This window comes from Chamaesiphon sp. OTE_75_metabat_556, from assembly GCF_031378165.1.
Lineage (GTDB): Bacteria > Cyanobacteriota > Cyanobacteriia > Cyanobacteriales > Chamaesiphonaceae > Chamaesiphon.
This window is the reverse complement of sequence record NZ_JANNDR010000322.1, coordinates 1-12,676: the sequence shown is the minus strand read 5'-3', so window position 1 is coordinate 12,676 and position 12,676 is coordinate 1. Positions and strand designations below refer to the sequence as shown.

Below are 12,676 nucleotides of genomic sequence, written 5' to 3'. Positions count from 1 at the left end.
CCATAGCGATCGGCAATCGCCCCCATCACCAAAGCATCGGTACTAATCAGCCCTTCAAAGCCCAAATTATGACGTAATTCCTCAGTCATAATCCGGGGGGAAAGCGTCGCTGGTAGTTCGGGATCGAGGGCGGGAATCATTAAATGGGCACTCATCACACTATCTACTCCCGCCTTAATTGCCGCTGTGAATGGTGGCAACTCGATCGCTTCCAATCGCGCGCGATCGTGCGGTATGACGGGCAATTCCCAGTGTGAATCCACGCCTGTATCCCCATGACCGGGAAAATGTTTAGCACAGGTTAAGACCGGATACGCCGCCGCTCCGTGAATATAGGCAGTCGCTAACTGACTGACAATTTCAGGAGTCTCCCCAAACGATCGAATATTAATCACCGGATTAGCGGGGTTATTATTGACATCGACTACTGGAGCCAAAATCCAATTTATCCCCACCGCTATAGCCTCAGTAGCGGTAATCGCGCCCATTTGACGAGCATACTCGATCGCTTTAGCTACATCCGTCTGGGCGATTGCATTTAGAGCCATTGGCGGCGGAAACCAGGTACCACCTGTAAATCTTTGCCCGACGCCTTCTTCAATATCGGCGGCAATCAGCAGCGGATATGTCGCCCAAGCTTGCAACTGTTGGATGCGCAGCGTCAATTCGCCCGCATTGCCACCCCAAAAAATTACCCCACCGACACCAAGATCGCCGATCCAATGTTTGAGCGTGGCTCGATCGGATTCGCCAAATTCGGGATACTGAATCTGATGGTCGAATAAATGACTGGAAGCTCTAACCACCACCATTTGGGCGACTTGTTGGACGAGGGAGAGGTTGTTTAGATCGGGGAATTTCATGGGAGTTGGGAGTTGGGGACTAGGAGTTGGGGACTAGGAGTTAGGGACTAGGAGTTGGGGACTAGGAGCGAAGCAAGTGTCAAAATTTACTATCCACTATCCACCATTCCCCATCCCCTAAATCCTAACCTTTTAGATAATTGTTAAAATAACAAGTAATCCTAAATTTTCAACGTAGGTTGAGATTCTCCAGTGGAGAGGCGATGCCAACGAGGTGTTTTTTTAGAAGCTCTCGCAGATCTCAACCAGATGCACAGACGAACTCTATTATCGGCTGCGTTAGTACCGATCGGTACAGCCACCGGACTTTATTTTTTATCATCCCAGACACCCCCAATGGAAAAAACACAAGGCGAATTTGAAATCACCAAAACTGATGAAGAGTGGAAAGAAATCCTGACTCCCGAACAGTTTAATGTATTGCGGAAACACGGTACAGAACGCGCTGGCACCAGTATTCTCGACAAAGAATACGGTAAAGGTCAATTTGTCTGTGCTGGCTGCGGTTTGCCGTTATTTGTCTCTGAGACAAAGTTTAACAGTGGGACGGGTTGGCCGAGTTTCAACGATCCACTCCCTGGCGCGATCGATACTTCTGTCGATAAGTCGTTATTCTCGACCCGCACCGAAGTCCACTGTCATCGCTGTGGCGGACATCTCGGACACGTATTTGAAGATGGCCCGAAACCGACTGGCTTACGCTACTGTATGAACGGAATTTCGATGAAGTTTGTCTCTGGTAGCTAGCTAAATTTTAATGCTGGCGATCTGTGACGATCGCCAGCATTAATTATCTGTGGATACATGAAGATATTATAATACTCAGTCATAATTATTCTCCCCTAACTATAATAAATATATAGAGCATATTCGATACAACTAATTAGTAATTATTTGCCGATCTTTTCAATCGAATTCTCCACCTAACCACACATCTATTTAGATGAGGTCAATTATGTCACAAACTGTTGCAAATTGGATGAATCGCGAGTTACTAACGGTTATGCCTAGCACGCCGATATCAGAAGCAGTCAAGCTATTAGTCGATCGACATATTGGTGGTTTGCCAGTAATTGATGACGCTGGCAAACTAGTTGGCATAATTTCCGAATCCGATTTAATGTGGCGCGAACAAGGTGTCGAACAGCCCCCATACATGCTATTTTTAGGTGGTGTAATTTATTTCCAAAATCCCCTCACATACGATCGAGATTTGCACAAAGCATTGGGACAAACTGTCGGCGAAGTGATGACTCCTCACGCGATCTCGATTGCTGCGGATACCACTTTACCTGAAGCCGCTAAAATTATGCACGATAAAAAACTGCGCCGCTTACCTGTGGTTGACGATCGCCAACACCCGATCGGGATTATTACCGAAGGCGATATCGTGCGCGCGATCGCAAATGCCTAAAGTACTAAACTAGCAATTCATTAAGTTACTAGCAATAAAATCTCATGTCCGAGCGTTACTCGATTGTCAAGCTAATCGATGAAATTGATGAGCATCCACTGCGATGGGAAGTCATCACACTCGAGTCAGCGATGTCTTTACCAACATTGCGGCTAAATGATGGCAAGATAGTTGTCGAGTTTTACTTTTACCCCAGCGGTGGATCGATCGACAATCGCCAGATTTGGCCGCCTTATTATCGCGCCATCAGTCAGGTTGACAGTGCATATCGAGTAGATTTCAGCTCGATCGATCCTCAAGAATTATGGACAATATCCACCGAGCAGCCACTAGGTTCGGGTGCCCTGCCGACTCGTTCGCATAGCGTCGGCTCTGCCGAATCGCGCGACGAGTATGAGGCCAAGTTGCAAAGTCTGTATACTCAGTTCGATCAATTAATAGATTTCTATCCGAAACCTGCTTCCGAAATTAGCACGACAGAAAAACAAGTAGTTACTGAATTTTATTTGTTATTTTATTCCCTATCTCAAGTGTCACTGATACCAGCTTATAAAACCTTAAATCCATCTTTTTTTGATTGGTTGGGTGCAATTACAGAACAACTCGATTACTTTGTAGAAGTTTAATTTCAAGAGAACTAGCTACTTTTGGATTGGCAATTGCCTCCAATCGATCGAGTTACAATCGATCGATCCGCGCTGCCAAAGTAACTTAGGGGTGATAGGATCGATCTGATTACTCCAAAGAGATCGAGATCGGCCGCTGGTCAGTCACTCGGTATTTGAAGATCGATATTTAAAAATCCTGTTAAATTTCAATTTCCCAATTAATCACATGTCCGAAAATATTACCGCCCTAGTTAACTCAGAGCATAAAGGCGATCGCATTACCGCGTTGAATATGTTACGAGAAATCGAACCCGCGATCGCCTTTGGCTATATCAAACAGTTGGTGACAGATGCGAATACCCGCGTCCGCTATGCAGCAGTGAGCCAATTGGCAACATTAGGCTCCCAAGATCTGACTGAAAGTTTTGACATCTTACGCGATCGACTAGTCAACGATTCCGAGCCGGACGTTCAAGCCGCCGCTGCTGATGCAATCGGCGCGCTCAAGCTAACAGCCGCTTTCGACGATTTGAAAAATCTCTACGAAACTACCCCAGAATGGTTAGTACAATTCAGTATCGTCGCGGCTTTGGGCGAACTGGGCGATCCGCGCGGTCTCCAATTATTGCAAACTGCCTTAACCAATGAAACTAGCCTCGTCCAAACTGCCGCAATTGGCTCGATCGGTGAATTAGGCGATCCGAATGGGGTTGAGAGTATTATCCAATTTGTCGCTAATCCTGACTGGCAAATTCGCTACCAACTCGCCCGCGCGCTTCGCAACTTAGGTGGCGACTTAGCCGATCAAAATTTGGCGATCTTAGCTGCCGACGAAGTCGAGCAAGTCGCTCAAGAGGCAAGGGGATTAGAGTAGGGTGTGTTACCGCGAAGCGTAACGCACCGAAAAAATAGCTCTTAATCTTGATGCGTTAACAACACACCGAAGCTCTTATCTTGGTGCGTTACCCTTCTCCGTTGGAGACGCTACGCGAACGGGATAACACACCCTACCTAGTTGAATTCAAGTGACGGACACGCGATTGTCCAAAAGACAGGCTTCGCCAACGAACGCTATACATCGAACGTTATACTAAGCTAGTTGAATTCAAGTGACGGACTCGTGATCGAACGCTATACTTTGCCCGAAATGGGTGCAATTTGGACAGATGCTTATAAATTTCAGACTTGGTTGCAAGTTGAAATTGCCGTCTGTGAAGCCCAGGCCGAATTAGGACATATTCCCCAGGATGCCGTCGATGAAATCAAGGCTAAAGCCAAGTTTGATGTCGATCGCATCTTAGAAATCGAAGCTGAAGTCCGTCATGATGTGATTGCATTTCTCACCAATGTTAACGAACATGTGGGCGCGGCTGGGCGATATATCCATCTAGGCATGACTAGCTCAGATGTGCTCGATACTGCGCTGGCATTGCAAATGGTCGCGAGTACCGATATCTTGCTCGCCCGATTGGAAGATACGATTCAAGCGATTCGCTATCAAGCCCAAAAACATCGCAATACCGTGATGATCGGCCGTTCCCACGGGATTCATGCCGAACCGATTACCTTTGGCTTTAAATTGGCTGGCTGGTTGGCTGAAATGCTGCGGAATCGCGATCGATTGGTGCGCGTCCGTCAGACGATTGCGGTGGGCAAGATTTCGGGTGCTGTCGGTACCTATGCCAATATCGAACCCCGCGCCGAAGCGATCGCCTGTCAGAAGCTAGGATTGACGCCAGACACCGCTTCTACTCAAGTAATTTCTCGCGATATTCACGCTGAATTCGCGCAAGTTTTAGCCCTGATTGGTGCCAGTATCGAACGGTTTGCCGTCGAAATTCGCAATCTCCAACGCACCGATGTCTTAGAAGTCGAAGAATTCTTCTCCAAAGGTCAAAAAGGCTCCTCTGCGATGCCGCATAAACGCAACCCGATTCGATCGGAACGTTTGACGGGGATGGCGCGGATCTTGCGGGGTAATGCGATCGCGGCTCTGGAAAATGTAGCCTTGTGGCACGAACGGGATATTTCCCACAGCTCGGTAGAGCGTGTCTGCATGCCCGATTCCTGCATCATTACCCACTTCATGTTGGTCGAAACCACCAACCTGATCAAAAATCTGTTGATCTATCCCGAAAATATGGCGCGCAACCTCAACTGCTATGGTGGGGTTGTCTTCAGCCAGTCGGTATTACTGGCACTAGTAGGGAAAGGATTGAATCGGGAGGAAGCATATTCGATCGTCCAAGCTAATGCGATGTCCGTCTGGAATACTCTCGATGGTGACTTCCGCAGGGTTGTCTCCAGCGATCCTCGCATTACCGCGCATCTGAAACCAGCCGAGATCGCCCATTGTTTCGATCCGACTCAGCATCTCAAGCATCTAGATGAGATTTATCAACGCTTGAGTATCTAAACATTTACAACTAAAAATTTCGCCCCAGTCTCACCAGGTTGGGGCTATTATTTACATTTGTGAGGTTAATAATTATCAAAGCTAAACTATTACAAGTCACTCTGACAATTCTGGCTGCTATCTCTGTAACTGTTCCTAATATCTCTGTTGCTGGAACGAATACAAGAGCTAACTCGATCGAGCTGCCATCTACATCTCAATTAAAAATTAATCTCAGGGGTAGTTATTACCAATCCAGTGGCAATCAATTTATCGAAGGGAACGATCGAGTTCGGGGCATTCATCCATTTGAATGTACTGAATTTGCCTACGGTAGAGCGATCGAACGTGGCTTAGTCAAGAATAAACAAGGCATTGGGGTGGTACTCAATGGTGACGCGCATACCTGGGACGATCGCATTGCCGATAGTAGTTATCGCAGTCGGCTCAAAACTAGAGTGAGAGCCAATAGCTTGGTCGTGTGGGAAGCCAATCTCCAATTTCAATGGAGTGAGGGAAATATGAACTATACTTCCACCACCGATCCGACAGCGGGACATGTAGCATTTGTCGAAAAAGTTTATCCTGATGGCTCTTTTCTGATTAGTGAGGGTGTTCACCAATCCCAACCGAGTATTCGACTAATCAAAGGACAGACTCCACAAGCTAAGGCAGCTAAGTTTATTTACTTGTAATTATGGCAATTAGCGGGAGATCGGGTGCAATTGTAGTTCTAAGATCGATCGATGATGAGGAATGAGGATTTAATAATATCCAAATCTGCGCTCATCGCAACCTGTGGGTAGGGGCAATTCATGAATTGCCACTACCCACTCAATTTTGTGCCACAACGTTTGCAAAAACTAGCATCGAGATCGTGACTTGCTAGTTGACACTTAGGACAAGCTAAATTTACCTTATTAGCACTTTTAGCAACTTGTTTAATCAGATCCCCTAATTGCCAAGGAATCAGGGCGATACCAGATAAAATCATTAAAACCGTCATCAATTTGCCAGCATCAGAAATCGGTGTAATATCCCCAAATCCTACCGTTGTCATTGTCGCGACGGCAAAATAAACGGCATCGAAAAAAGTACCAAATTTGGGATTGACAGGATGCTCGACTTGATAAATCAGTCCTGAATAAATAAAGATAATCGAGAAGATCGTAAATAAAATACGAGTGACGATCGAGCTATCCTCGCGATCGAGATTACCGAAGAGAGCTTTACCCTCAATAAATCGGAGTAATCGCAAAATCCGAAACCAACGGAGAATCCGAATAAAGCTGACATCGGTGATGCCAGTCAACATTGGCAGAATTGCAATCAGATCGATGAGTGAATAAAAACTAAACAGATATTTTAATTTGGCTGGTGCGGCGATGAAGCGCAGTAAATATTCAACAGCAAAAACATATAGAATAATCAGATCTACTTTGGCAATGAGCGATCGCAGATCTGGCGAGAGGGGATATGTTTCGGCGATAAAAATCCCCGTAGATACTAAAACTAATCCGGTAATCAGTAAATTGACGATGCGACCGATCGGATGTTCGAGATCTTCTAAGTAGAGCGAGATTTTATCTGCAAGAATCATAGTGAAGTTTGAGAATGCAGGGCAGGTTAAATCGGTTGACAGTCGATCGAGACAGGTGTGCTCGGCAGCAAAAATAAACTCGTTATAATGATAGCTAGCTAGAGTAGTCGATCGACCACTAGCAGAGATGAGTGCAAACAACCATTACCCAATTTGTGAACGATTATGGCTAAATGGGATGCAGGCCGGTTTTTAAATACCGTTAGCTATTTTGAAGCAATTCCGGTCGTCAGCGATGTACGACGCTGGCTGACTGGTGGAGCGAATCGTCAATCTACCACTGATGGAGGGAGAGCTGTGGGTAAAATTTTGGTAGTAGGTGGGATGAGTGAAATCGGCCAATTAGTGGTCGAGCAATTAGTCAAAAGTGGTTATCAGGTGAGAGCCGCGATCGCCGATCTGAGCATGACACCGTTTAGTGTACCTGCAAATGTAGAGTTTGTCCGTGTAGAGCTTGATGATAGTAGTACGGGTAATCATAGCTTTACCGATCGAGTCATGCAAGATGTCCGATCGATTATTGTCTGTCCGGAAGCGGGACATGCTTTAGCCGCTACAGCTTTGGACAATTTGACGATGGCGGCAATTACCTATTTACCTACAGATAATCAATTAGAACTGTTTGATTTTACCAACCCGACGATCGATCTTCAGGCTACTTGGGGAGCTGTGGATGATGTGGTAATGGGTGGGGTGAGTGAAAGTGGGATGCGATTGAAAGCAGGTATTGCAGTTTTTAGTGGCAATGTGTCGATCGAAAATTCGGGTGGATTTGCATCGGTACGGACGCGAAATTTTGAGCCGAGTCTCAATTTAAGTAATTATCAAGGCATCGAATTATACATCAAAGGTGACGGCCAAAGATACAAAATCTTCCTGCGAACTGAGACGAAATGGGACGGAGTTGGTTATGCATATTCTTTTGATACGATCGCCAATGAATGGATGACGATTCAAGTTCCATTTGCCGATTTAGTACCGATTTTTCGAGCGAAGACAGTCAGCGATGCACCGTTGGATACTACCCAGATCTGTTCGTTGCAATTAATGCTCAGTAAGTTTGAATACGATCGCGCCCTCAACCCGCGATTTACACCAGGTTTATTTTCCGTGGAGATTGCCTCAATTTCTGCTTATGGTGGCGCAATCGTGCCGCAACTAGTTATCATCGATCCAATGCCAACTTCAGCAGACCTAATTGCCAAACTTCAGGCTAGTAGCTTGTCATACTCGATCGTCCAAGCGGTTAGTTTAGCACCCAAGATGGTGGCAGAGATTGCCGTCAAATCGATCTCACAACCAGAAGCAGTCGGTCAAATTTTAGGGCGTTAAATCGATCGAGTTTTTGATTTAGCTCGTTAGGTAAATCGAAGATCAAATTTAGGCGCGAAACAATCTCAGGAACTCTACGTCTCCACACTATGACTTAGGGACGATTGTCTATTACTAAAGAATACCAAAACGCTCGACCAATGCGAGCGGTAGATTCGGTTATAGCAGTAAGGCGATCGTCACAGAGTATAATCAATCGATGCACTAGCGATAGTCATCATTAGCTAATGGAGCGGGAGCCAAGACCATGAAACCAACCAGCATTAATTCTGGAGTTATTGCCATATTGTGTGCGCTCAGCGTGGCGGGAATAGTAGCACCAGCGATTACTGTTACTCCCCCTGCTAAACCTCCAGCCACCATCAAGACACCGCTCCCCACTAAAGTCACCCCGCTCCCAAAAGTTACCCCATCGCCAAAATTTACTCCCCCTACCATCACTCCGAGCGCGACCCCAGCAGCTAGTCCCCAGCCTTCAGTGACTACTCCCAGTGGCCCCCCATTAGTCGTCGTCCCGACACTGACACCAGCGACGCTCAAAAGTTTCACGACTTTGTATGCACAGGTATTAGCGGTCAAATTCACACCCGATCGACAGCGAAAAATTTCGCAACGGTTGAGAAAGGAATGGATGACTAATTTGGGACTACGCAATACTGTCTTCCAAACCATCGCGCTCGAACCACAAATCGCCAAGGCTACTCCCGCCGATCTCATTCAACTTCAGACTAAACTAGTCGCAAATCTGCGCCAACAGGTACTCGATGGCGATGCCGATGCACTCTGGCTGGTATCTTTCTATGATGCGTCACCCAAAAATTGGCTCGCACCTGGCAAACCACCGTTAACGCGGATGACTAGTGACATGAGCGCGGAAGTGCTGTGTTTTATGGTCAATGAGGTCATGGGCAAATCTGTTGTCAGTAACGATCTGAAACTCAAAAATGCGATCGCAGCCAAACTCACCGCCGAATACCCGAAAATTTCTGCCGATGCCAAACAAGAATTATCTAGATTACCTGCAGGTTGGCTGACATTTAAAGATAGTGAATGGTTTAGGCGCGGCGATTATTTTCGCGAACAAATGCGCATTCATTGGGGGCAAAATCTCGAAGCTTATATCCCCGAAATCAAAGCAATCACGAAACTCAGAACCGATCGATTGACAAAACTCAAAGCCGATCCTAAAGTTCAATGGTCTAAACTCAACTCAATTCAACGTCAATCTGCTTTGCAGAAAACAGACTTAGAATTTCAAGCTAGCACTCGGACTCTCCCCCCAGTCAAAATATTTCAATTAGCTAATTATATTAATACCATGCAAGTTGGTAATGCGATCGGGAATTCACCGATGCGCTACTATACCCCTGCTCCCACTGTTACTCCTACTCCTAAGCCAAGACAACGGCGATCTTTAGACAATAAAAATCCTACAAAATAGTTAATTGCTAACCATTAATATTTTATTAGATTCTAGTGCGATCGACATTGTATCGTTCTGCTAATGTGTACGAGATTAAAGTCGAGTAAATTTCTCCTGTCAATGGCATAACGATAGCTACCAGGCCGAAAAATGCATAGCGTTAAACATCTCCTTAACTCTTTTGGTGGGCAGTGCCCACCCTGAATTTTCCTAGCTTCAACTAGATAATATCAATACTCCCAACTCCCAATCCCCAACTCCCAACTTCTCATGCGTATTCTTGTAACTGGTGCCAGCGGTTGTGTCGGTCATTATATCAGCGAAACTCTGATCCAAAATACCGATCACGAACTATTTCTATTTGTTCGTAACCCTGCCAAGTTGCAAGTAGATATTAACGCACGCCCTGGTATTCATGTCGTCATCACCGACATGATGGAAATTGAAAAGCAGGCGGGGTTACTCAAAACGATCGAAGTTGCTGTCCTCACAGCAGCAGGTTGGGGCGGCCAAGAAGCATTCGATATTAACTATACGAAAACTCATGCCTTATTCGATTTATTCGATCCACAAGTGTGTCAGCAAGTCATCTATTTCTCGACCCAAAGTGTCCTTGATCGCCAGAATCAATTATTACCAGAAGCAGGTAAGATCGGGACGGATTATATTATGTCCAAACATCAGTGCTTGGACAAATTAACCCGCGAAAAAAATGCCCCTGATGGCGCACAAAGTATCGCATCAAAGGTTACGACAGTCTTTCCCACCCTCGTCTTTGGTGGTGATAACACCAAGCCCTATTCCTACCTATCTGCCGACTTGCCAACCATCTCTAAATATGCCGGACTATTGCAATGGTTTAGCGCGGATGGCAGCTTCCACTTCATTCATGGCAAAGATATCGCCGAAGTGGTCAGACATCTAATCGCCCATCCCGAAATTGCCGATAAATTCGATCGCCGCATCGTTTTGGGCAATCAATTAGTTCAGGCGGATGCTGGCATCAAAGAGATTTGTGCCTACTTTGGCAAAAAAAGTCCCTTCCAGATTCCGTTATCGATCGGGCTGACCAATTTCTTCATTAAGCTATTTAAGATCCAAATGGCCGAATGGGATCGCTTTTGTCTGAATTATCGACACTTTAGCGCGACCAATCCCGTTAGTCCCGCCACCTTTGGCTTACCAACTTACGCCCCGACGATTACTGATATTTTCCGCACGCGCGGTCTGGTTAGCAACGCCAAGTAGTTACTTGAGCGGTGTGGTACCGACACGGTGCCAAATCGGTGGCTGTCGCGACCGACATGGCAAACCCTCTACTCTAGGCGATTTAGCGCAATTCTCAGCTGATAAATTTTTTTAAGTATTGTTACCTGTCGGTGATACAATCGATGGTGGTCGATCAGGATCGAATAACACCAAACTACTGTGAACTCTACTGATGAAACACCTCAACCGACAGAATTAGTTGGTGAGGACACTACGCCAGAGCAATCTAGCGTAACACAATCTTCAGAAGACTCGATGGGTGAGTATCAGCAGCTCAAACGAGAGTTGTATCTGATTACTCTAGCAATTACTACTGTGGCATTTGTCACTGTAGCATTCGTCTATGAATTGAGGGTCGCCCTCAATTACCTTTTGGGTGCAGTCGCAGGAGTAGTGTACTTGAGGCTGCTAGCCAAAGATGTAGATCGAATTGGCAATGAATCCAGTAAGCTCAGTTTAAATCGTCTGGCTCTATTCGTAGGCTTGATGCTGGTAGCGGCTAAATGGCACCAACTGCAAATTCTGCCAGTCTTTTTAGGATTTTTGACCTATAAAGCGGCACTGTTAATCTACCTCTTGCGGACAATCTGGCTCACCGAGTGAAATCTGTCGAGTCTAGCCAGCACGAGATCGATCGCCAAATTGCAAAGATCTTTTTTTTGCAATATTGGTCAACAATCACCCAGAAACGCCTCCTAGATGCACATGTTAGATGGTTCAAACATCATAAATTCCCTGCCCTTAGCGGCATTGGATGTCGGTCATCACTTGTATTGGCGACTAGGCGATCTTCAACTCCACGGTCAGGTGTTCCTCACCTCTTGGTTTGTCATTGGGTTGCTGCTGATCGCAGCAATTGCCGCTAATCGGAATGTTCAACGCATTCCCAGCGGGATTCAAAACCTGATGGAGTATGCCCTGGAATTTATCCGGGACTTAACCAAAAACCAAATTGGCGAAAAGGAATATCGTCCTTGGGTTCCATTCATCGGTACCCTATTTTTATTCATCTTTGTATCCAATTGGTCTGGAGCGTTACTCCCGTGGAAGCTGATTCATCTGCCATCAGGCGAACTAGCCGCACCAACGAACGACATCAACACCACGGTAGCATTGGCATTGCTCACGTCCTTAGCTTATTTTTATGCAGGTTTCCGCAAACGCGGTTTGGGATATCTAGCTAAATATATTCAACCGACACCAATCCTTTTACCGATTAATATCCTCGAAGACTTCACTAAACCGCTGTCCCTAAGCTTCCGTTTATTCGGAAACATCCTCGCAGATGAATTAGTGGTCGGTGTACTAGTATTACTAGTTCCGTTTATTGTCCCGATGCCAGTTATGCTATTAGGGTTGTTTACTAGTGCGATCCAAGCATTGGTATTTGCGACACTAGCTGCTGTCTACATCGGTGAAGCGATCGAAGGTCACGGCGAACACGAAGAGGAACACTAGTTTCCCTTTCGTCTACCTCCCCTCATCCGAGGGTAAGTTTGGGGCGGATGGCAGTACATACTGACCACCCTCAGTTAATAGCGAATGCTGTTAGCTAAATCGATTAATATTCTCAACCATTTTTTTAAGGTAAACACATCATGAATCCTACTGTTGCTGCTGCTTCTGTTATTGCTGCTGCTCTCGCTGTTGGTTTGGCTGCAATCGGCCCTGGTATCGGTCAAGGTTCCGCTGCTGGTTCTGCTGTTGAAGGGATTGCGCGTCAACCCGAAGCTGAAGGCAAAATTCGCGGTACCCTGCTGCTCTCCTTGGCA

15 protein-coding genes are annotated in these 12,676 nt (G+C 46.0%); 12 read left to right on the top strand and 3 right to left on the bottom strand.

Annotated features, from left to right (window positions below; genetic code table 11):
- Positions 1–863: glycoside hydrolase family 3 N-terminal domain-containing protein (locus tag RMO27_RS12845; protein WP_309733052.1), on the bottom strand; the 863-nt coding region annotated here is incomplete at its 3' end.
- A gap of 249 nt (positions 864–1,112) precedes the next feature.
- On the opposite strand from RMO27_RS12845, the gene msrB reads away from it, so the two are divergent.
- The 6 genes from msrB (at position 1,113) to RMO27_RS12815 (ending at position 5,975) form a co-directional block, all read left to right on the top strand.
- Positions 1,113–1,610, top strand: a complete 498-nt coding sequence (gene msrB / locus RMO27_RS12840; protein ID WP_309733050.1) for a peptide-methionine (R)-S-oxide reductase MsrB — start codon at positions 1,113–1,115, stop codon at positions 1,608–1,610.
- A 208-nt stretch (positions 1,611–1,818) separates the two neighbouring features.
- Positions 1,819–2,277 carry a CBS domain-containing protein gene (locus RMO27_RS12835; RefSeq protein WP_309733048.1) on the top strand — a complete coding sequence of 153 codons (459 nt, stop codon included), beginning with the start codon at positions 1,819–1,821 and terminating at the stop codon, positions 2,275–2,277.
- Positions 2,278–2,321: 44 nt separating this feature from the next.
- On the top strand, positions 2,322–2,903 hold the full coding sequence (locus RMO27_RS12830; RefSeq protein WP_309733045.1) for a hypothetical protein: 582 nt from the start codon (positions 2,322–2,324) through the stop codon (positions 2,901–2,903).
- A gap of 208 nt (positions 2,904–3,111) precedes the next feature.
- Complete coding sequence (nblB, locus tag RMO27_RS12825; RefSeq protein ID WP_309733042.1) at positions 3,112–3,759, top strand: phycobilisome degradation protein NblB; 648 nt, start codon at positions 3,112–3,114, stop codon at positions 3,757–3,759.
- Between the two features lie 246 nt (positions 3,760–4,005).
- On the top strand, positions 4,006–5,301 hold the full coding sequence (purB, locus tag RMO27_RS12820; RefSeq protein ID WP_309733057.1) for an adenylosuccinate lyase: 1,296 nt from the start codon (positions 4,006–4,008) through the stop codon (positions 5,299–5,301).
- Positions 5,302–5,360: 59 nt separating this feature from the next.
- Entirely contained in the window at positions 5,361–5,975 is a 615-nt protein-coding gene (locus RMO27_RS12815) for a CHAP domain-containing protein (RefSeq protein WP_309733040.1), read from the top strand.
- Positions 5,976–6,106: 131 nt separating this feature from the next.
- Here the strand turns inward: RMO27_RS12815 and RMO27_RS12810 are convergent, their stop codons facing one another.
- On the bottom strand, positions 6,107–6,880 hold the full coding sequence (locus RMO27_RS12810) for an ion transporter (RefSeq protein ID WP_309733038.1): 774 nt from the start codon (positions 6,878–6,880) through the stop codon (positions 6,107–6,109).
- Between the two features lie 165 nt (positions 6,881–7,045).
- Between RMO27_RS12810 and RMO27_RS12805 the strand changes: the two genes are divergently transcribed.
- Positions 7,046–8,212: a CIA30 family protein gene (locus tag RMO27_RS12805; protein ID WP_309733036.1), complete on the top strand. Its 1,167-nt coding sequence runs from the start codon at positions 7,046–7,048 to the stop codon at positions 8,210–8,212.
- A 204-nt stretch (positions 8,213–8,416) separates the two neighbouring features.
- Here RMO27_RS12805 and RMO27_RS12800 read toward each other — a convergent pair whose 3' ends face one another.
- A complete protein-coding gene (locus RMO27_RS12800; RefSeq protein WP_309733034.1) occupies positions 8,417–8,761 on the bottom strand; it encodes a hypothetical protein in 345 nt (114 codons plus the stop codon).
- Positions 8,762–8,765: 4 nt separating this feature from the next.
- On the opposite strand from RMO27_RS12800, the gene RMO27_RS12795 reads away from it, so the two are divergent.
- From RMO27_RS12795 to atpE, 5 genes are all read left to right on the top strand, one after another.
- Complete coding sequence (locus tag RMO27_RS12795; protein ID WP_309733032.1) at positions 8,766–9,653, top strand: hypothetical protein; 888 nt, start codon at positions 8,766–8,768, stop codon at positions 9,651–9,653.
- Between the two features lie 252 nt (positions 9,654–9,905).
- Positions 9,906–10,883: an NAD(P)-dependent oxidoreductase gene (locus RMO27_RS12790; protein WP_309733029.1), complete on the top strand. Its 978-nt coding sequence runs from the start codon at positions 9,906–9,908 to the stop codon at positions 10,881–10,883.
- Positions 10,884–11,063: 180 nt separating this feature from the next.
- Entirely contained in the window at positions 11,064–11,507 is a 444-nt protein-coding gene (locus RMO27_RS12785) for an ATP synthase subunit I (RefSeq protein ID WP_309733027.1), read from the top strand.
- Positions 11,508–11,603: 96 nt separating this feature from the next.
- Positions 11,604–12,362 carry a F0F1 ATP synthase subunit A gene (gene atpB / locus RMO27_RS12780; protein WP_396133701.1) on the top strand — a complete coding sequence of 253 codons (759 nt, stop codon included), beginning with the start codon at positions 11,604–11,606 and terminating at the stop codon, positions 12,360–12,362.
- A gap of 140 nt (positions 12,363–12,502) precedes the next feature.
- The coding region (gene atpE / locus RMO27_RS12775) for an ATP synthase F0 subunit C (protein ID WP_309733054.1) at positions 12,503–12,676 on the top strand (174 nt) is incomplete at its 3' end.